The organism is Mesorhizobium sp. GW821-FHT04C10 (genome assembly GCF_059420305.1).
The window spans coordinates 2,332,437-2,352,956 of the sequence record NZ_JBWKTL010000001.1 but is presented as its reverse complement, the minus strand read 5'-3'; the positions used below and the strand labels follow the sequence as shown (position 1 = coordinate 2,352,956).

22 protein-coding genes are annotated in these 20,520 nt (G+C 64.1%); all 22 read left to right on the top strand.

Features of this window, described 5'->3' with window-relative positions:
• Positions 1-6 precede the first annotated feature (6 nt).
• Complete coding sequence (flgA, locus tag AC07UC_RS11370; protein ID WP_494905723.1) at positions 7-543, top strand: flagellar basal body P-ring formation chaperone FlgA; 537 nt, start codon at positions 7-9, stop codon at positions 541-543.
• Positions 540-1,781, top strand: a complete 1,242-nt coding sequence (locus AC07UC_RS11365) for a flagellar basal body P-ring protein FlgI (RefSeq protein WP_140771720.1) — start codon at positions 540-542, stop codon at positions 1,779-1,781. The genes flgA and AC07UC_RS11365 overlap by 4 nt, the downstream gene beginning before the upstream one ends.
• A 3-nt stretch (positions 1,782-1,784) precedes the next feature.
• Positions 1,785-2,369 (top strand): MotE family protein, encoded by a 585-nt coding sequence (locus tag AC07UC_RS11360; protein ID WP_494905720.1) that lies wholly within the window; start codon positions 1,785-1,787, stop codon positions 2,367-2,369.
• Positions 2,366-3,076, top strand: a complete 711-nt coding sequence (gene flgH, locus AC07UC_RS11355; RefSeq protein WP_494905718.1) for a flagellar basal body L-ring protein FlgH — start codon at positions 2,366-2,368, stop codon at positions 3,074-3,076. The genes AC07UC_RS11360 and flgH overlap by 4 nt, the downstream gene beginning before the upstream one ends.
• A gap of 20 nt (positions 3,077-3,096) precedes the next feature.
• The gene (locus AC07UC_RS11350) at positions 3,097-3,591 is read left to right on the top strand and encodes a flagellar basal body-associated FliL family protein (RefSeq protein ID WP_494905716.1); all 495 of its coding nucleotides are present in this window, start codon (positions 3,097-3,099) and stop codon (positions 3,589-3,591) included.
• Positions 3,588-4,319: a flagellar type III secretion system pore protein FliP gene (fliP, locus tag AC07UC_RS11345; protein ID WP_056578257.1), complete on the top strand. Its 732-nt coding sequence runs from the start codon at positions 3,588-3,590 to the stop codon at positions 4,317-4,319. The genes AC07UC_RS11350 and fliP overlap by 4 nt, the downstream gene beginning before the upstream one ends.
• Before the next feature lie 252 nt (positions 4,320-4,571).
• Positions 4,572-5,567 (top strand): flagellin N-terminal helical domain-containing protein, encoded by a 996-nt coding sequence (locus AC07UC_RS11340; protein WP_202326031.1) that lies wholly within the window; start codon positions 4,572-4,574, stop codon positions 5,565-5,567.
• Positions 5,568-5,841: 274 nt separating this feature from the next.
• Entirely contained in the window at positions 5,842-6,912 is a 1,071-nt protein-coding gene (locus AC07UC_RS11335; protein ID WP_494905714.1) for a flagellin N-terminal helical domain-containing protein, read from the top strand.
• Positions 6,913-7,044: 132 nt separating this feature from the next.
• On the top strand, positions 7,045-8,694 hold the full coding sequence (gene fliF, locus AC07UC_RS11330) for a flagellar basal-body MS-ring/collar protein FliF (protein ID WP_140771733.1): 1,650 nt from the start codon (positions 7,045-7,047) through the stop codon (positions 8,692-8,694).
• A 3-nt stretch (positions 8,695-8,697) separates the two neighbouring features.
• Entirely contained in the window at positions 8,698-9,318 is a 621-nt protein-coding gene (locus AC07UC_RS11325) for a hypothetical protein (protein ID WP_494905712.1), read from the top strand.
• Positions 9,315-10,694, top strand: coding sequence for a MotB family protein (locus tag AC07UC_RS11320; RefSeq protein ID WP_494905710.1), 1,380 nt, complete (start codon positions 9,315-9,317; stop codon positions 10,692-10,694). The genes AC07UC_RS11325 and AC07UC_RS11320 overlap by 4 nt, the downstream gene beginning before the upstream one ends.
• Complete coding sequence (locus tag AC07UC_RS11315; RefSeq protein ID WP_494905708.1) at positions 10,691-12,064, top strand: MotC family chemotaxis protein; 1,374 nt, start codon at positions 10,691-10,693, stop codon at positions 12,062-12,064. The genes AC07UC_RS11320 and AC07UC_RS11315 overlap by 4 nt, the downstream gene beginning before the upstream one ends.
• Entirely contained in the window at positions 12,061-13,428 is a 1,368-nt protein-coding gene (gene fliK, locus AC07UC_RS11310) for a flagellar hook-length control protein FliK (protein ID WP_494905707.1), read from the top strand. The genes AC07UC_RS11315 and fliK overlap by 4 nt, the downstream gene beginning before the upstream one ends.
• Complete coding sequence (locus AC07UC_RS11305; RefSeq protein WP_056578273.1) at positions 13,358-13,945, top strand: transglycosylase SLT domain-containing protein; 588 nt, start codon at positions 13,358-13,360, stop codon at positions 13,943-13,945. The genes fliK and AC07UC_RS11305 overlap by 71 nt, the downstream gene beginning before the upstream one ends.
• Before the next feature lie 224 nt (positions 13,946-14,169).
• The gene (locus AC07UC_RS11300) at positions 14,170-14,838 is read left to right on the top strand and encodes a response regulator transcription factor (protein WP_019860967.1); all 669 of its coding nucleotides are present in this window, start codon (positions 14,170-14,172) and stop codon (positions 14,836-14,838) included.
• Positions 14,839-14,917: 79 nt separating this feature from the next.
• Positions 14,918-16,174: a flagellar hook protein FlgE gene (locus AC07UC_RS11295; protein ID WP_202326025.1), complete on the top strand. Its 1,257-nt coding sequence runs from the start codon at positions 14,918-14,920 to the stop codon at positions 16,172-16,174.
• 27 nt (positions 16,175-16,201) lie between these two features.
• Positions 16,202-17,656 (top strand): flagellar hook-associated protein FlgK, encoded by a 1,455-nt coding sequence (flgK, locus tag AC07UC_RS11290; RefSeq protein WP_202326024.1) that lies wholly within the window; start codon positions 16,202-16,204, stop codon positions 17,654-17,656.
• 3 nt (positions 17,657-17,659) lie between these two features.
• Positions 17,660-18,703 (top strand): flagellar hook-associated family protein, encoded by a 1,044-nt coding sequence (locus AC07UC_RS11285; protein WP_140771746.1) that lies wholly within the window; start codon positions 17,660-17,662, stop codon positions 18,701-18,703.
• A gap of 29 nt (positions 18,704-18,732) precedes the next feature.
• On the top strand, positions 18,733-19,080 hold the full coding sequence (flaF, locus tag AC07UC_RS11280) for a flagellar biosynthesis regulator FlaF (protein WP_140771748.1): 348 nt from the start codon (positions 18,733-18,735) through the stop codon (positions 19,078-19,080).
• The gene (gene flbT, locus AC07UC_RS11275; RefSeq protein WP_140771750.1) at positions 19,077-19,520 is read left to right on the top strand and encodes a flagellar biosynthesis repressor FlbT; all 444 of its coding nucleotides are present in this window, start codon (positions 19,077-19,079) and stop codon (positions 19,518-19,520) included. The genes flaF and flbT overlap by 4 nt, the downstream gene beginning before the upstream one ends.
• An 11-nt stretch (positions 19,521-19,531) precedes the next feature.
• Entirely contained in the window at positions 19,532-19,927 is a 396-nt protein-coding gene (flgD, locus tag AC07UC_RS11270) for a flagellar hook assembly protein FlgD (RefSeq protein ID WP_172352860.1), read from the top strand.
• Positions 19,928-19,940: 13 nt separating this feature from the next.
• Entirely contained in the window at positions 19,941-20,207 is a 267-nt protein-coding gene (gene fliQ / locus AC07UC_RS11265; protein ID WP_013893193.1) for a flagellar biosynthesis protein FliQ, read from the top strand.
• Positions 20,208-20,520: the final 313 nt, after the last annotated feature.

Below are 20,520 nucleotides of genomic sequence, written 5' to 3'. Positions count from 1 at the left end.
CGGATGATGGTCATGCCGATCTCCTGCTCCGCATTCCGCCGCACCGCGCTGATCCTTGCGCTGGTAGCCGGCGGCATGCCGGCTTTCGCCCAGGAATCGGCAAATCAGTCGGCAAATCAATCGGCGACGCAGATCGCCAGCAATCAGACTGCCGGCGAGGTCGTGCTGATCCCCAACCGGGTCATCTATCCCGGCGAAACGATCGAGCTTGCCGCCCTGAAGCAGGTGACGCTGATCCCGGGCAAGCACAAGCCCGAAGCGATGGCGACCCGCACCGAGGAGCTTCAGGGCAAGATCGCCAAGCGCACGCTGCTGCCCGGCCGCTACATCCCGACCGCCGCTATCCGCGAGGCCTGGCTGGTCGAACAGGGTGCCGCGGTGCAGGTCTTCTTTGTCGCAGGCGGACTGACGATCACCGCAACCGCCGTAACGTTGCAGCCTGGTTCGGCCGGCGACCTCATCAAGGTTCGCAACAGCGACAGCGGCAAGATCCTCTCCGGCACGGTGATGGCCGACGGAACCATCCAGGTCAGCGCTTCATGATGCGCCCGCTTGCCCTTCTGCTCGCGGCCGCGCTGGGCCTGCAGCCGGCGCTCGCCGACGGCCTGACACCCAAGGCCAAGCGCGATCTCGCCGCCAAGAATGGCGGCGTCTACGACGATCCGGAATATAATCCGGCGACCACCACCCGCATGTTCCGCGTCTCGCCCGGGCCAAGCTCGCTGCCGCCCGGCCAGGTCGCCTCGCGCATCAAGGACATCGCCCAGCTGCAGAGTTCGCGCGACAACCAGCTGGTCGGCTACGGCCTCGTCATCGGGCTCGCCGGGTCCGGCGACAGCCTGCGCAATTCGCCGTTCACCGAGCAGTCTATCCGCGCCATGCTCGAAAATCTCGGTATCGCCACCGAAGGTGGCAGCGCGCGCGCCAAGAACGTCGCCGCCGTCATCGTCACCGCCAACATGCCGCCCTATGTGCAGTCGGGCGCCCGCATCGACATCGACGTCTCTTCGATGGGCGACGCCACCTCGCTTACCGGCGGCACGCTGATCATGACACCACTGAAAGCGGCGGATGGCGAGATCTACGCCGTCGGCCAGGGCGCGGTGATCGTTTCGGGTTTCACCGCCCAGGGTCAGGCCGAGCAAGTGACGCAAGGCGTGCCGACCGCCGGCCGGGTGCCGAACGGCGCCATCGTCGAGCGGGAGGTGAAAGCCGAATTCGACGACCAGTCGACGCTGACGCTGCAATTGCGCAACCCCGATTTTTCGACCGCCATCCGCATCGCCGACGCGATCAACGACTACACCAGCCAGCGCTTCGGCATGCGCGTGGCGGCCGAGCGCGATTCCCGTACCGTCCAGATCAGACGGCCGAAGAGCGTTTCGGCGGCCCGCTTCTATGCCGAGATCGAGAATCTGGTGGTCGAATCCGACACGCCGGCCCGCGTCGTCATCGACGAGCGCACCGGCACCATCGTCATCGGCAACGACGTCAAGATCTCTCGCGTCGCCATCAGCCATGGCACGCTGACGGTGCGCATCACCGAAGCGCCGCGCGTCGTGCAGCCCGAACCCTTCTCCAAGGGTGAGACCGCCGTCGAGCCGTTCACCGCCATCGACGTCAGCCGGCCCAACGCCCGCGTCGCCGTGCTTGACGGCCCCGACCTGCAAACCCTCGTTTCCGGCCTCAACCGCCTCGGCGTCAAGCCGGATGGCATCATTGCCATCCTGCAAGGCATCAAGTCGGCCGGCGCCCTGCAAGCCGATCTGGTTCTCCAATAGGCGATGCCGATGATCTCGTCTCCCTCATCCCATGAAAGGCGCCGCCCTCGCGCAATCCTGTTCGCGGCCGCGGCTCTAGCGGCCATGTCCGTTTCCGGCGGAGCACATGGTGAGGATACTGTTCGCCAGGTTCTGCCAGGAGCGCAGCCCGCGGTGGCACCGCAGCAATTGGCGCGGGAGAAAGCGCCCGACCAGAGCGAGATCGAGCGCTTCTGTTCCAACATCGCCGACGCCGCGCGCGACCGCCGCTACGCCTTGCAGGCCGAGGAGTTGAAGCAGCTCCAGGCCGGCATCGACGAGCGCATGAAAGCGCTGGACGCCAAGAAAGCCGAATACGAGACCTGGCTAAAGCGGCGCGAGGTATTCCTCGCCCGGGCCGAGGACGGCGTCGTCAAGATCTATGCCGGCATGAAACCCGATGCGGCGGCCGAACGGCTGGCAATGGTCAACGCCGACCTGGCGGCGGCCATCCTGATGAAGCTCGATTCGCGCAAGGCCGGCGTCATTCTCAACGAAATGGACCAGAAGGCGGCGGCGACGCTCACCGGAATCATGGCCAGCGCAGCCCGAAGGGTAGATCCGTCATGATCCGCAGAATGTTCATCCTGTGCGCGGTCGCGGCACTGTCCGGCTGCGGAACCAACCTCAAGGAGGTCGGCAAGGAACCGTCGCTGTCGCCGGTGGGCTCCGGTATCGACGGCGGCAGCGCCGGATCCATGTACAAATATCCCGAGACGCCGCGGCAGCCGGTGAAGAAGTTCTCGCTGTGGGACGATCGGCAGAGCCGGCTGTTCACCGATCCCCGCGCGCTATCCCAAGGCGACATCCTGACCGTCAAGATCAAGATCAACGACCGCGCCAACTTCAAGAACCAGAACGACAGAAGCCGCACCGCCAACCGCAAGCTCGGTTTCGACATCAGCGCGCAATGGGACAAGGTCGGCAGCACCGCCGGCAAGGGCTCCGGAGCGCTCAACTCCCAGACGGACACGACCGCCGATGGCGAGATAAAGCGATCGGAAACGCTCGAGCTCAACGTCGCGGCTGTCGTTACGGACGTCCTGCCCAACGGCAATCTGATGATCAGCGGCTCGCAGGAAGTGCGCGTCAACTATGAACTCAGGGTGCTGACCATCGCCGGCATCGTGCGGCCGGCCGATATCGGCGCCGAGAACACGATCCCCTATGAGCGTATCGCCGAGGCGCGCATCTCCTACGGCGGACGCGGCCGCATAAGCGAGGTTCAGCAGCCGGCCTATGGCCAGCAGGTTCTCGACCAGGTTCTTCCGTTCTAGGAATTGGAGAACAAAACGCCATGGCCAATATCGAACAGGTTCAGCCCCGCAAAGGTCCTTCCCTTGTGGTCCAGGGCGCCATGCTGCTGGTGGTGACGGCCGCCGCCATCGGCATGGGCTGGATGTCGGGCGGCTATCTCAAGGGTGTCGGCGCACCGTCATCGGTGCCGGTTGCGCCCGAGAATGAAGGCAAGGTCGCGGAGCCTGCCGCCGCGCGCGAACCCGGCACGGGACCGACGCTGGTCGCGCTGGCGCCGATCACCACCAACATGGCCTCGCCCTCCGACACCTGGATCAGGATGGAAGTATCCGTGGTCTACGATGCACCGCAGCCGCCAACGATGACGGAGGACATCCATCAGGACCTTCTGGCCTTCGTGCGTACGCTGAAGATGCATCAGATCGAGGGCGCCAGCGGTTACCAGCACCTGAAGGCGGATCTCGAGGAACGCGCCTCGATCCGCAGCCAGGGGCATGCCAAGCAAATTCTCATCAGGACATTGCTGCTCGAATGAGAAAATTCCTTCTCGCTATCGCATTGATCGGTGCCGCCACCTCCGTCGCGGCGGCGCAGCAGCTGGACCTTGGCGGCATCGGCAAGGCCGACGGCACCACCGTCGGCTACATCATCCAGATGTTCGGCCTGCTGACCGTGCTGTCGGTGGCGCCGGGATTGCTGATCATGGTGACGAGCTTCACCCGTTTCGTCATCGCCTTCTCAATCTTGCGCGCCGGCATCGGCCTGCAGTCGACGCCGGCGAACCTCATCCTGATTTCGCTGTCGCTGTTCATGACCTTCTATGTCATGGCGCCGACCTTCGATCAGGCCTGGAACACCGGCGTCAAGCCGCTGATGGACAACCAGATCAGCCAGACCGAGGCCTTCGAGAAGATCTCGGATCCGTTCCGCACCTTCATGCTGCACAATGTGCGCGACAAGGATTTCGATCTCTTCGCCGACCTCGCCCGCGAGCGCGGCCAGGTCGTTGCCAAGGAGACGGTCGACCTGCGCATCCTGGTGCCCGCCTTCATGATCTCCGAGATCCGCCGCGGATTCGAGATCGGCTTCCTGATCGTGCTGCCATTCCTGGTCATCGATCTGATCGTCGCCACCATCACAATGGCGATGGGCATGATGATGCTGCCGCCCACCGTGGTGTCGCTGCCTTTCAAGATCCTGTTCTTCGTCCTGATCGACGGCTGGAACCTGCTCGTCGGCAGCCTGGTGCGCTCCTTCACCTGATTCTTTTTCCGTCGCGCACTGGCGAAGGACGCCATCCCCGACAGGGGTTGGGCGGTGCGGGAGCCGTGATCGAATTCTCCCGAATTATTTTCGATTAACCGTCCGATTTAGTCCTTTGGTAGGGACTTGCCGCCATAGTCGCTCGCAGATGGCGGGTGACCCAAACGCAACGGTCATTGGCATGATGCCGCTCCGTCATACCGGACAAACCGGTATGTCAAAAAAACCTGTAAAATTAGGGTACGAGTAGCCATGGCCAGTATCATGACCAATGCCTCGGCGCTGACCGCGCTGCAGAGCTTGAACGCCACACAGAAGAACCTCGACACCACCCAGGCCCGCATCTCGACGGGCTATCGCGTCTCCCAGGCTTCGGACAACGCCGCTTACTGGTCGATCGCCACCACGATGCGCTCCGACAACCAGGCCATGTCCACCGTTTCGGACGCGCTCGGCCTCGGCGCTTCCAAGGTCGACACCGCCTACACCGGCATGGACAGCGCGATCACCACCATCAACCAGATCCAGCAGAAGCTGACCGCATCTTACGGCCAGACGGATGCTTCCAAGGAAAAGACCCAGGTTGAAATCGCCGCTCTTCAGAAGCAGTTGAAGGCCTACGCCGATGGCGCCACCTTCTCCGGCACCAACATGCTGTCGGTAAACAGCGGCGCGACGGCCACCGCCGCCGCGGACGTCAAGATCGTTTCGGCCTTCAACCGCAGCTCCGCCGGTGCGGTTTCGATCTCGACGATCGACGTCAACGTGGAAAGCATCAAGCTGTATGAAGCCGGCACCGCTGCGACCGTGTCGAAGGGTATCCTCGACTCCAATCGCCTCGGCACCACCGGCGCGGAAGTTGCCACGGCTTCGGCGCCGACCCTGGGCGCTGCCGCCGCGGCTACCGACACCTATTCGGTCGCCAGCCTGGCCATCTTCTCGGGCACCACTGCTGCCAGCGACACCCAGATCCAGCAGATGATGACCGTCGTCGATGCCGCGCTCAAGGACATGACGGGCGCCGCCACCAAGCTCGGCGCCGCCAAGAGCTCCATCGACCTGCAGAAGACCTTCACCTCGAGCCTGATGGACTCCATCGATCGCGGCGTCGGCCAGCTCGTCGATGCCGACATGAACAAGGAATCGACCCGCCTCCAGGCTCTGCAGGTTCAGCAGCAGCTGGGCGTCCAGGCGCTGTCGATCGCCAACGGTTCGTCGCAGTCGATCCTGTCGCTCTTCCGCGGCTGATCGCTCTCAAACGGCTACATCGTCAGACGGGCCGCGCCAAAAGCGCGGCCCGTTTTGCGTTTGCTCCAGCCCCACGCAACCCTCATTCCTTAACCCTCGAAAGCGCGCCTTTAACAGGGCGTTAACCATAACGCGCTAGTCATGGTTAACCATAGCTTACAACGGATTGGCGAATCGGCCCGGTCGGGTCGACGGCAATCGATGGGGCGGGCCAGCGGCTCGCGAGGGCAACGCCGGTTTTTGAGAAGCCGGCCTGGGAAAAGGAGCGAGTTTCTTGGCGAGCATCATGACAAACGCTGCGGCGTTGACTGCACTTCAAAGCCTCAACGCCACCAACAAATCGCTTGAGCAGACACAGTCCCGAATCTCGACGGGCTACAGGGTCTCGGAGGCCGCCGACAACGCCGCCTACTGGTCGATCGCCACGACGATGCGCTCCGACAACCAGGCGCTGTCGACGGTGCAGGATGCGCTTGGCCTCGGCGCCTCGAAGGTCGACACCGCCTATACCGGCATGAACAATGTCCTGACGACGATCGGCCAGATCAAGACCAAGCTACTTTCCACCGTCGGCCAGACGGACGCCGCCAAGGCAAAGACGCAGACGGAAATCACCGCGCTCCAGGCACAGATGAAGTCCTTTGCCGATGCCGCCACCTTTTCGGGTTCGAATTTCCTTTCGGTGACGTCGACGCAAGTCACTGCCGCCAATGACGGCGTCCAGCCCGACGCCAAGATCGTCTCATCCTTCAATCGCTCCTCGTCAGGCGCCATCTCGCTCGGAACGATCGACATCGATGTCGAAAGCACGAAACTGTTCGATTCCGGTCTCCCCACCGCCGTCAAGAACCAGGGCACGCTCGACCGCAAGACTTCCGTATACGCGACAGCGGCCGCGCAGACCCTTTACGACAAGGCCTATGCGACCGCGCTTGCCGGTGGCGCCACCGACATCGCCGCCAACACCGCTGGCCAGACGGCGGCTGGCGCGACGGTTGCCAAGATCGACAACGTTTCCGCCTTCAATCTCGACATCACGGCATCGGGCGTAACCGACGACATCATCACCCAGATGATCGGCAAGATCGACAACGTCATGAGCCAGCTGACCGACCAGGCCACCATCCTCGGTTCGGCAAAAAGCAGCATCGACCTTCAGAAGACCTTCACGCAGAGCCTGATGGACTCCATCGACCGCGGCGTCGGCCAGCTCGTCGATGCCGACATGAACAAGGAATCGACCCGGCTGCAGGCGCTGCAGGTCCAGCAGCAGCTGGGCATCCAGTCCCTGTCGATCGCCAACAGCTCCTCGCAGTCGATCCTGTCGCTGTTCAAGAACGGCTAATTCAGCCGTAACCGACGGCTACCCCTGCTTCCAATCCACGGGCCGCGCCGCAAGCGCGGCCCGATTTCATTTTCGCACAAGCTTCGAGGGCTAGTGTTCCGGCGGACAATCATGCTGGGAGTCGCTTCTATCGTGCCGGAACAGATCCAGAGCATCATCTCGAATCTCCGCGATTTTGGTGTGAAGCGCCTCGCCATGCTCGCGGGCATCGCCGTTCTGGTGATGGGCGTTATCGGCATCGCCTCGGTCTACCTCAACCGTCCCGCCTACGACACGCTCTATGTCGGGCTCGATCGCTCCGACGTGAACCAGATCGGCCTGGTACTGGGCGAGGCCGGCATCGGCTTCGACGTCGGTTCGGACGGGACCTCCGTTCTGGTGCCTGCCGGCACCACGGCGCAGGCACGCATGCTGCTTGCCGAAAAAGGCCTGCCGACCAGTTCCAATGCCGGCTACGAGTTGTTCGATAATGTCGGCGCGATGGGCCTCACCTCGTTCATGCAGCAGATCACCCGCGTGCGTGCGCTCGAAGGCGAGATCGCCCGCACCATCCAGTCCATATCGGGCATCAAGGCGGCGCGCGTCCACATCGTCATGTCCGAGCGTGCCAATTTCCGCCGCGACGAACAGCAGCCCTCGGCATCGGTCGTCATCCGCTATGCCGGCATCGACGCCGAGAAAAGCGCCCAGTCGATCCGCCATCTCGTTGCCGCCGCCGTCCCCGGCCTTTCGGCCGACAAGGTGACGGTGCTCGATTCGAACGGAAACCTGCTGGCCGCCGGCGATGATCCCTCCAACACCAGCGCGGCCCGCACGCTGGGCGTCGAGCAGACCGTGGAGGCGCAGATCGGCGACAACATCCGCCGCGCGCTCACCCCCTATCTCGGGCCCGACAATTTCCGCGCCAGCGTCAAGGCCGATGTCAACACCGACACCCGCCAGACCGAAGAGACGATCTTTGATCCGGAGTCGCGCGTCGAACGCTCGGTGCAGTCGGTGCGCGCCAATGAGAACAGCAACCAGAAGCAGGCCTCCACCCCGGCCAGCGTCGAACAGAACCTGCCGGAGACCCAGGCGACCAGCACCGAGGGTCCGCAGACCTCCTCGGCCAACGACCGCAAGGAAGAGATCACCAACTACGAGATCAACTCCAAGAAGATCGCCACCGTCTCCAACGGCTACACCGTCACCAAGATGTCGATCGCCGTGGTCGTCAACCAGGACCGGCTGAAGACGATCCTGGGCAAGGACGCCACCCCGGAGCAGATCGCCAAGCGCGTCGCCGAGATCCAGAAGATGGTAAGTTCCGCCACCGGCTTCGACGACAAGCGCGGCGACGTCATCGACGTCTCCGCGGTCGAGTTCATCGACGGACTGGATGGCGAGGCGATCCCACAGGCTGGAATGCTGGATTCCATCGGCCAGCACGCCGGCACGCTGATCAACGCCGGCGCCTTCATCGTGGTGGTGTTCCTTGTGGCCTTCTTCGGCCTGCGGCCGATGGCGGCGGCGCTGACGGCAAAGGCGACGCCCGCTTTGTCGGGTCCCAATTTCGATGAAGTCCAGCGTTCGCTGCCGACACCGGAGGCAACCGCTTCCGCCGATGCGGGTGCCGCCATCGGCGCCTTGCCCGGCGCGCGGCCCGGCGTCACCCCGCTCGACGATCTTCGCCAGAAGATCAGGCCGGCGCCGCAGGAGCGGCTTGCCCGCATGGTCGACCTCAATGAGGAGCGCACCGCGCAGATCTTGCGCAAATGGGCGGCCCAGGAAGTCGCGGCGTAACCCATGGCCTCCGCAGCCCTTTTCGATCTTCTCCCTGATTTCGGCACGCGCGCGCCGCGCATCAGCCAGCCCCAGGCCACGTCCGAGCACAAGCCGGAAGCATCCGCACCGCCGGCCGATATCGGCACGCTTATCGCCGAGGCGGTCGCCCAGGCGGAGGCAACGCTGGCGGAACGCCTTGTATCTGCCCATGACGCGGCGCTGGAAGCGGAACGCCAGGCCAATGCCGAGGAAGCACGGATCTTTCTCGAAAGCTTCGGCGGTGACGTCGGCCACGCCGTTTCGACACGCATCGATGCCATGGAGGCGCGCGTGACGGATCTTGTCGCCGCCACGGTCGCCCGCATCATCGGCGGTGTCGTCAGCGACGATCTGCAGAAGCGCTCGCTTGAAGCACTTGCCGGCGCGGTTCGTGAAGCGGTCGGCGATGGCGAAGCGGTGCGCATCGCCGTCCGCGGACCGCTGTCGCTGTTCGAAACGCTGAAGGCATCGCTTGGACCACGCGCTGCTAATCTCGACTTCATCGAGGCGCCCGGCTTCGACCTGACGGTGACCATTGACGAGGCCGTGTTCGAGACACGCATGGCCGAATGGTCGGCAACCCTTTCCGAGGTCTTGTCATGAGTGTCGCCGAGGCCGATCACGGCAGGCACGAGATCATCATCGTGCGGCATGCCCATGGTGACCACGACGAAGGCCACCATGGTGGCGTCTGGAAGATCGCCTTCGCCGACTTCATGACCGCCATGATGTGCTTCTTCCTGGTCATGTGGCTGATCAACGCCGCCAACGAACAGACCAAGGCGGCCGTCGCCAGCTACTTCAACCCCGTCAAGCTGGTCGACCGCAATTCAAGCCGCAAGGGCCTGGAAGACCTTGGCGACGGGCCGAGTGCGATTGGCACGACTGCCCAAAACCCGCAAAAGACCACTGCCAAGGCTGGTCAGGGCGGCAATGGCGAGGCGGGTTCATCCGACCGCAAGCAGGAAAAGCAGGAGCCACAGCAGCCGCAACAGTCAGACGATCATCTCTTCGCCGACCCTTACGCCGTGCTGTCGGAAATCGCCACCGACACCGGCGTCATGCAGAATGTCAGCCAGAAGGGCGATGGCGGCGCGCAGAGCGCCGGTCCCGCGACGGGCGCCTCGGGCGGCGCATCCTACCGCGATCCCTTCGAACCCGATTTCTGGTCGCAGCAGGTGGCCACGCCCGCCGCCGAGGCGAGTGCGCAGCGCGCCAAGATCGAGGGCGACCCTCTCAAGCCAGGCGAAAAGGCCGCCGAGACGCAAGTTGCCAAGGTCAAGGCCGTGCCGCCCGCCCCGCCGGTCGAGGACGCGCCGCTCGAGCCCCTGGCGAAGGATGGCAAGGAGGTTGCCGCGGCTATGGCCAAGGCCGGCGAAACCAAAGCCAGCGATGCCAAGGCAGCGGATGGCAAGGTCACGGATGCCAAGGCGGCCGATGCGCCCCGGCCGGATGCAACCGTCGAGAAGCAAGAGGCTGCAAAGCCCGAGACTGCTGAAAAGGCAGCCACCGCCGCCGCGCTGAAGGCGGCCGCCGACGTCAAGCAGCAGCTGGCTGATGCTTTCAAGCCCGGCGACAAGCTTCATGATGGCGTCTCGGTCGAGGCCACAGACAAGGGCGTGGTCATCTCGATCACCGATCAGCTCGACTTCGGCATGTTCGAAGTCGGATCGGCTGTGCCGAGCCGCGAACTGGTGCTGGCAATGGAAAAGATCGGTCGCATCGTCAACGGCCAGAAGGGCACCATCAGCATCAACGGCCACACCGATGCGCGCCCCTTCCGCAGCGCCAGCTATGACAATTGGCGGTTGTCGACGGCGCGCGCGCATTCGGCCTACTACATGCTCGTGCGCGGCGGCGTCGACGAACGCCGTATCACCGAGGTCGCCGGCTTCGCTGACCGCCAGCCGAAGGATCCCGCCGACCCCATGTCGGCGGTCAACCGCCGCATCGAGATCCTGATGGCGACCGGCGGATGAAGCGCGCGGCCATCACCAGCCGGCTGATGGGCCTGTTGCTGCTGGCCGCAGGCTATCCGTCGGCCGGCTTTGCCCAGGACACGCTGCAGCCTTACCAGCTGGTGCGCTCGCTGCAGCTTATCCAGGATCGGATCGCCGCCGGCGATCACGCCGCGATGCCGATGCAGGCCAAGCTGCTCGAGATGACCGACGCGCGCCTGCGCGCAGCGGACGCAGAGGACTTCAAGGATCCCAGGAATTTTCGTGCGCTGCTGGTCTACGGCATGAGCGGCGGCAATCCATCTACCGTCGAGGCGGCGGTCTCCCGCGCCAACCCGGTGGATGCCCAGGATCTCTCGATTGCCAAGGGCATCATCAACTATCTGGTTGGCCGGCCCGCCGGCGCCATTGAAGTCCTGAAGCCAATCGACCCCATGACATTGCCAAGCGACCTCGGGGCCTTTCTTGCGCTGGTCAAAGGATCGCTGATGGCGACGGACGACCCGGCGGCGGCGCTCACGCTGCTCGACGAGGCCAAGCTGCTCAGCCCCGGCACCCTCGTCGAGGAAGCCGCCTTGCGGCGCTCGGTCGGCATCGCCGTGGCCCAAGGCGATGCCGTGCGGTTCGCGCTTACGTCCACCCAGTATGTCGAGCGCTATCTCTATTCGCCCTATGCCAGCCAGTTCGCCGATTCCTTCGTTTCCGGCGTCATCGCGCTGCACATGTCGATCAGCCAGGACAAGTTGGCCGATATCACCTCGATGATGGATCCCGAGCGCGAGAAGGTCATTTATCTGCGCATTGCCCGCCGTGCCGCGATCGACGGCCTCAGCGAGTTGTCGGCCTTCGCCTCGGCGCGGGCCGAACAGGGCCGCGACGGCAACACCAATCAGGGCGATCCGCGCGCCCAGCTCTACTCCAGCCTGTCCACGGTGACGTCGGGCACGATCGAGGACGTTCGCACCAAGCTTGGCAAGATCGACCGCAGCAGGCTGTCGGACGGTGACCGTGCCCTGCTCGACGCCGCCCAAGCCATCGCCGGTGAGGTGGTGGCGCCGCCTGCTTCCCTTCCGGCAGCAAATGCGGCACCGGCAACCGTTGCACCGCGTTCCGAGACCGAGGTTACCGCCACGCAGGCCGCCGACGAGGCCGGATTGCCGCCCGTCGAGGGTGCGGTCTCCGAACAGCCTGCCGTTGCGCCATCCGGCGGCACGGCTGCGGCCGCACCGAGCGCGCCAACGCCTCCGGCCGACTCGGCGACGGTCCTGCCGGCATCGGCGCCGGCAAACACTGCCGGTTCCGACACGACCGACCCGACCGACGCCGCCATGATGAAAACCCGCCGACAGCTCGACCTTATCGACCAGATGCTTGGAGCCGCCCCGAAATGACCCCCAGCCTCGGCCCGGCCCTGCCAGGATTTACCGCCACGCGCACGGAGCAGCCAGCCGTGCCCGGAAAGAAGGATGATGCTGGTTTCGGCAGGATGGTGCATCGCGGCGCAAGCCAGGCGGAAAAGCAGCCGACGACCGAGTCCGGGGCACGCGATCCACGCTGGAGCAAACTTGCCGCCGGCCTTGCGGCGCAAACCGGCGAGGACGAACCGATGCCGGCTGGCAAGGCGAGGACCGCAGCGACCGGATTGACGGCTGCGAAATCCATGAAGGACGGCAAGGAAGTCGAGGCGGACAAGGACGCCGACACCGAAACGCCGACGACCGACGCCGGCGCAACGCCGCTCGACGACCATCTGCCTTTGCTGATGGCGTTTCATGACCTGCGCCATTTCTCGACATCGGCCAAGTCGGCCGACGCGGGCCAGGCCGGACAGGAATCGGCGCTCGACGGGCAGATCTTGCCCAAGGCCTATCGGGCGACCTCCACCGGGCATGACGACCTCGAACCGATGACGAAGTCGGAGCGGGCATCGCTCGTCGACGGACCGCTGACAAAGCTCGACGGCCAGTCCGTCCGCGACGCCGGAGCTGGCGTATCGCGGCATGACAATGCAATCGCTCCCGGCCCGCTACCCGAGACGACGGCCGCCGAGGTGCCTGGCGCCGGGTCGAAGCAGGCGGCGCCACAGATGAAATCCATCGCCGACGTCCAGTCCTCGTTGCGGCTGGAGCCAGGAAAGCAGCTCCCGGCGTCGGCGCGCATCGACGTGGTCTCCGAGCGCAGCTTCCCTGCCCCGCCTCAGGCTCCCATGAGCCAGGCGGCGCTCAGCATAATCAACGCCGTAGCGGCAGATGGTGGCCCGCGGCAGGCGTTTTCGACGACCTCCGCGGCCACCCAGACGACCGGCTCTGTTGCCGTTCCGACACATGTGTTGAAGATCGAACTTCACCCGGCCGAACTGGGCATGGTCACCGCCCATCTTCGCCTCTCCGGAGAACAACTCTCGATTGAACTGAAGCCCGAAACGCACGATGCCTACCGCCGGCTTTCCAGCGACAGCGAGGCGATCGTCAAGTCGCTGCGCGGGCTGGGCTTCGAGGTTGACAAGGTCACCATCATGCAACCGTCGGTGGCCGTTCCGGCTACAACCCGGGCGGATGCAACCGCCTCGCCCGCCGCCGCGCCTGGCCGCGACCAGTCCTCCTTCCAGCCTGGAAACTCTGGCGGTGGCAACAGTGGAGCCGGCGGCCAGCAACCGGGCCAGCAGTCCGCAAGGGGTAACCATGATGACGCGCAGGATTACGGCCGCGCCGCTTCGCCATCTCGCGAGCGCGCTGGCGGCGATATATTTATCTAGCCTCGCGAACGCCGCCCTCGCCGCCACCAATCCCTGCGAGCCCGAGATCCTGCGCGCCGCCGACCGCTACGGCGTGCCCGCCGGCATCCTCTATGCCGTCGGCCTGACCGAGACGGGAAAGAAAGGCAGCCTTCAGCCTAATGCATTGAATATAGAAGGAAAAGCGGTCTTCCCAAGGAGTCGGACCGAGGCCCTTGCCACCTTCGCCAACGCGCAGCGCGAGGGCAAGACACTGATCGATCTCGGCTGCATGCAGATCAACCACCACTACCACGCCTCGCATTTCCGCAGCGTCGAGGACATGCTGGACCCGCGCCAGAACGTCGACTACGCGGCGCGTTTCCTGGCCAGTCTCCATGCCCGCCACGAAACCTGGTCGATGGCCGTCGCCCGTTATCATGCCGGCCCGGACAACGACCCGGCGCAGAAGGTCTATGTCTGCCGCGTGATCGCCAACATGGTCGCCACCGGCTTTGGCAGATGGACAACCAACGCCCGCGCCTTCTGCAACCAGTGAGCGCATTCTCTGGTTCTAATGTACCGATTCCACTGCTTTGGGCTTGCCGTTTTGACTTGCCCGGAACTTCCCGCCGCAAGCATATCTGGCTGCACGCTAATGCAACCGATACGATTCCAGACTCCCAAGAAACTAGTTACAAGAAATGACGGTTGTTCACGATTCCCACCAGCGGTTACGCCTTTCCCCACGGGGCAGATGTGCTGATTCGGAAGGCGGGGCCGATGATCGTGATCGTTGACGAGCGAGAGCTCGTGACTGAGGGATACAATTCACTTTTTGATCGCGAGGGCGTCGCCTGCGCGGGCTTCGCGCCCGGCGAATTCGGCGAATGGGTGAACTCGGCCGCCGATACCGACCTGCGTTCGGTGCGGGCCTTCCTGATCGGCGACTGCCGCGAAGGCGCCATCTCGCCGCGCCAGATCCGCGACCGCACCGGCGCTCCTGTCATTGCGCTCAGCGAGCAGCATTCGCTGGAGAACACGCTGCGGTTGTTCGAGAGCGGCGTCGACGACGTCATCCGCAAGCCCGTCCATATCAGAGAGATCCTGGCCCGTATCACCGCCATCCGCCGTCGCGCCCATGAGGATGTCGCCTACACCGAGATCGGCGCCATGCGCATCTTCATGGACGGCCGCGATCCCGAGATCGACGGCCAACCGTTGCCCTTGCCGCGACGCGAACGCCGCATCCTTGAATATCTGGCGAGCAATCGCGGCCGCCGCGTCACCAAGACCCAGGTCTTCAACGCCATCTACGGCATCTTCGACGAAGAGGTCGAGGAGAACGTTGTCGAAAGCCACATCAGCAAATTGCGCAAGAAGCTGCGCGAGAAGCTGGGCACCGACCCGATCGATTCCAAGCGCTTCCTCGGCTACCGGCTCGTGTTCTGATGCCGTGCCGCGCCAGCCTCGCGCAAGACAGGGCGCGTAGCCTCGTTGCCAGTGGCATGGATATTGCGGAGACATCTCGATGAGCCTCTACGGAATGATGCGGACCGGCGTTTCCGGCATGAACGCCCAGGCAAACCGCCTGTCGACGACAGCCGACAACATCGCCAACTCCGACACCAACGGCTACAAGCGATCCTCCACCGAATTTTCGACGCTGATCATGCCGTCGACGGGAGGCGCCTATAATTCCGGCGGCATCACCACGACGATCCGGCAGTCGGTCAGCGATCCGGGCGTACTTCAATACACGACATCGGTTTCCGACCTTGCCGTCAGCGGCGACGGCTTCTTTGTCGTCCAGGACCCGAGCGGCACGCCTTTCCTGACCCGCGCTGGCGCTTTCGTTCCCGATGCACAGGGCAGGCTGGTCAACGCGGCCGGCTTCCAGCTCATGGCCTACAGCTACGAAAACGGCGTGCCGGCGGCGACGGTGAACGGCTTTGAAGGACTGGTCCCGGTTGTCATCTCCGACCAGGGAATGACCGCAACGCCGAGCACCGAGGGCAACTACACCGGCAACCTGTCGGCCGGCGCGACCCCGGTCGTCGCCGCCAACCTGCCCTCCACCAACTCGGCGGGCGCGCAGTACACTTCGAAATCCTCGATGGTCGCCTACGACAATCTCGGCAACAAGAAGCTGCTCGACGTCTATTTCACCAACACCGGCGCCGGCACCTGGCAGGTGGCGGTTTTCGACCAGTCCAAGGCGACGCCGGGAACATCGTTCCCCTACACAGGTGGCGCGCTCGGCACAGCCAACCTGACCTTCGACACCACCACCGGCAAGCTCACCGGCGCCACCACGGGCGTTACCTTTACCGTACCGGGCGGCGCCAGCCTCAATCTCGACCTGTCGGCGATGACCCAGCTCGGCACCGGCTTCACGGTTTCCGACGCGAAGGTCAACGGCAACGCGCCGAGCACCATCGACAAGGTCCAGATCGGCAAGGACGGCACCATCTACGCCCAGTACAAGGATGGCTCCACCAAGGCGCTCTACAAGATTCCGCTGGCCGATGTGCAGAGCCCCGACCAGCTCAAGGCCCTCCCCGGCAACGTCTACGCGCAGGGCACCGAATCCGGCGCGGTCCGCGTCGGCTTTGCCAATGAAGGCAAGCTGGGCTCGATCATCTCCGGCGCGCTCGAGAATTCCAACGTCGACATCGCCGAAGAGCTGACCGACATGATCGCGGCGCAGCGCAGCTACACCGCCAATTCGAAAGTCTTCCAGACCGGTTCCGACCTGATGGACGTCCTTGTCAACCTGAAGAGATAAACCGGGCGTGGCCCGTGAAAGACCAGCATGTCGTTATCTTCCGCATTGAGCATCGCCCAATCGGCGCTTATGAACACCGCGCGGCAGACCAGCGTTGTCTCGCGCAACGTCGCAGACGCCTCCAATCCAGACTACACGCGCCGCATCGCCGTCGTCACCAGCACGGCGCCCGGCGCGCGTTCGGTTGATATCCAGCGCGTAACCAACGACCTGCTCTTTAGGCAAAATCTCAGCGCCTTGTCGGCGTATAGCGGCCAGAACGCGCTCTACAGCGGCATGGATCAGCTGGACGTTTCGGTCAACGGCGTCGACAACGCCTCCTCGCCCTCGACCGCTATCGCCAATCTGCAGCAGGCGCTGCAACTCTACGCCACCTCGCCGTCCAACCAGAATCTCGGCTCCAGCGTCATCGACGCGGCCAAGCAGGTCGTGCGCTCCCTGAATGAAGGCTCCCAGGCCATTCAGAGTTTCCGCACCCAGACCGACAGCCAGATCGACACGGCGGTCAAGGACCTCAATTCGCTGCTCAGCCAGTTCCAGGACGCCAACCAGGCGGTTATTTCCGGGACCCGTTCCGGCACCGATGTTTCCGACGCGCTCGACCAGCGCGACGCGCTGCTGAAAAAGATCGCGGACTATGTTCCGGTATCGACCTTCACGCGCGGCGACAACGACATGGTCATCACGACGGGTGATGGCACCACGCTGTTCGAGACCATACCGCGCACGGTGAGCTTCACCCCGTCGGCAGGCTATGCCGCCGGAGCCGCCGGCAACACCGTCTATATCGACAACGTGCCGGTCTCCGCGGGAGCCGGCGGCAACACCAGCGCCAGCGGCAAGCTTGCCGGCCTGCTGCAATTGCGCGACGGCGTCGCCTCGACCATGCAGAGCCAGCTCGACGAGACCGCGCGCGGCCTGATCACGGCCTTTGCCGAGACCGCCACATCGATGCCCAATGCCGCCGGCCTGTTCACCTGGTCCGGCGCGCCGGCGGTGCCGGCCGCGGGCACCCTGGTCAATGGCCTGGCTTCCACGATCAGCATCAATACGGCGATGGATCCGAGCACCGGCGGCAATCCGACCCTGCTGCGCGACGGCGGCGCCAACGGCGCTGCCTACGTCTCCAACACAAGCGGCGGCGCCTCCTATTCCAGCCTTCTGGTCGCCTATGGCGATCGGCTCGACCAGCCGATGACGTTCGATCCCGCCGCCGGCATTTCGGCGACCTCCAGCGTTTCCGACTACGCCGCCAATTCGATCGGCTGGCTCCAGGGCATGCGCCAGCAGGCTTCGACCGCCGCCGACGCGAAGGAGGCACTGGCGCAGCGCAGCTCCGAGGCGCTGTCCAATGCGACCGGCGTCAATGTCGACCAGGAAATGTCGCTACTGCTCGACCTCGAACACACCTATCAGGCATCAGCCCGGATGATGAAGACCGTCGACGACATGATGACGGCCCTGTTGAACGCGGTGGGATAATCCATGACCTCAGTTTCCTCGGCCGCCCTCTCCAATGCCATGCGCTATCAGCAGATGCGCATGCAGGCCGACCTCGTCAAAGCAACGAAGGAATCATCGACCGGCAAGGTCGCCGATGTCGGCCTGGCATTGGGCGGACGCACCGCCCAGTCCGTCACCTTTTCGCGCGACCTCGACCGGCTGAACGTCATCGTCGATTCCAACGGGCTGGTCACCGCCCGGCTTGCGTCGACCCAGACCGCGCTCGGCCAGCTCTCCGGCGTGGCGCAGACCTTCCTGTCCAGCCTGACCACCGCGTCTTCGGGCGACAACTCCGACAGCCTGACCCAATCGACCGGCCAGACGACGATCCAGCAGCTTGCCTCGATCCTCAACACCAGCGTCAACGGCGAGTATCTGTTCGCCGGCACCAACACCGACGTCAAGCCGATCAACGATTTCACCGCCGCCGGCTCAACGGCCAAGGCCGCCTTCGATGCCTCCTTCGTCGCCAAATTCGGCTTCACGCCCGATGATCCGGCCGCCGCCAATATCACCACCGCCCAGATGGACGACTTCATCACCAACGATGTTACGCCGCAATTCCTCGGCGCGGGCTGGCAGGCCAACATGTCGAACGCCACCGACCAGCAGATCGTCAGCCGCATCGCCCTCAACGAAACCACCGCCACCTCGACCAGCGCCAACAGCGACGGCATCAAGAAGCTCGCAATGGCCGCCGCCATTGTCTCCAGCCTGATGTCCACCAACATCAGCCAGGCGGCGAAGGACAGCATCGTCAGCCACTCGCAGACACTGGTCGGCGAGGCGCTGAGCGGCATCGCCCAGGTCCAGTCCGAAACCGGCATCGTGCAGAAGCGTGTCTCCGATGCCAGCGACCGCATGAAGACGCAGGTCGACCTGTTCGAACGGCACATCCTCGATCTCGAGGCCGTCGACCCGGCCGAAGCCGCGACCCGCGTCGCCGATCTGACGCAGCATATCGAGACGTCCTTCGCTCTGACGGCGCGCCTGCAGCAGCTCAGCCTGTTGAATTACCTGACCTGACAACTCCCAGCGGAACGGTAGAGCCAACGATGTACCAATTTTCCTATGCCGACGTCCAAAGCACCTCCGTCTCGGACGCCAAGGACCGTGAGCGCGAACTCCTGACCCGCTCGATCGACATGCTGGCTGCGGCGGCAGTGGCCGGCCAGGATTCGATGGAGGCGGTGGAGGCGCTGCATTTCACCAATCGCGTCTGGACCACCTTCGTCGAGGATCTCGGCTCCAGCGACAATGCGCTTCCCAAGGAATTGCGCGCCAACCTGATTTCCATCGGCCTATGGCTGCTGCGCGAGGCGGAGGACATCCGCCAGGGCCGCACCAACAATTTCGAAGGGCTGATCGAAGTGTCCCAGATCATCCGCGACGGCATTCAATGACCAACACGCTGAAGATATCGCTGAAGCCCAACGAGAAGATCTACATCAACGGTGCCGTCATCCGCGTCGACCGCAAGGTCACCGTTGAACTGATGAACGACGTGCAGTTCCTGCTCGAAAGCCATGTGATCCAAGCCGACCAGGCATCGACGCCGCTCAGGCAGCTGTATTTCATCGTTCAGGTCATGCTGATCAACCCGGCCGGTGCTGGCGAGGCGCGCGAGATGTTCCGCCGCTCATTGCCGCTGCTCATCGCGAGTTTCGAGGACGCCGATATCTGCAGCGCTCTGAAGCAGATCGACCGCATGGTCGGCGAGGATCATATCTACGAGGCATTGAAGGCGATCCGTTCGCTTTATCCTCTCGAACGCCGCGCGCTTGGCGGCAATGACGATGTTCCGGGCGCACCGCGCCCACTGGCCGTGGGAGCACGCTACTGATGACCGTGGACATGACGACGACGATACCGGTTGGCGCCAATTCGACGACCACGTCGACCTCGAAGACAGCGGTCGACTACCAGTCCTTCCTGAAGCTTCTGATCGCCGAGATGAAGAACCAGGATCCGACCAAGCCGATGGATTCGACCCAGTACGTCGCCCAGCTCGCCACCTTCTCGCAGGTCGAGCAATCGGTGCAGACCAACACCAAGCTCGACCAGATCATGCAGTCCTCGGCGCTGTCGCAGGCTGATGCGCTGATCGGCCGTTCGATCACGTCGGCCGACGGCAAGACCACCGGCATCGTGTCTTCGGTGACGCTCGCCAGCAGCGGACTGATCGCAGTGCTGCAGGATGGCACCCAGATCCCCGTCGGCGCAGGCGTGTCGATCAAGCCGGCAAGCTAGGCCAACCTCCCACATGAACGAGGCCGACGCACTCGACATCGTCCAGTACGCGGTGTGGACGGTGCTGACCGCCTCCGCGCCGGTTGTGCTGGTCGCCATGGCGGTCGGCATCGGCATTGCCCTCATCCAGGCGCTGACGCAGGTCCAGGAAATCACCTTGACCTTCGTGCCGAAGATCGTCGCCATCATGCTGGTGGTGGCGCTCACGGGTCCGTTCATCGGCGGCCAGATATCGGCCTTTACCAACGTCATCTTCGAGCGCATCCAGAACGGGTTCTGACGCAACCTGCAGGGGATGCACGGGGGGCCGTCCGCGACGTCCATCATCCGGCAAGTCGTAGGGCTCTATAGCGGCATTCGTCGCAAGGGCCTCTCGCAAAACCCCGGACCACCCCGGACCGACCGGCGGACCATGTGCGCCATGGCCGGCGTCCGGCCGTGAGCGATGGCTTGGCTTTTCGCGATGCGGAGGTGTGGCCCTCCTCTATCCCCTTGTTGGACCATGATCTTCCTCGCATCGCATTCGCCCTTTGCGGCGCGATGCCATAGTTTCGGCAAACGATGCGGAGAAACGGATCACCGCAAGGATCAGC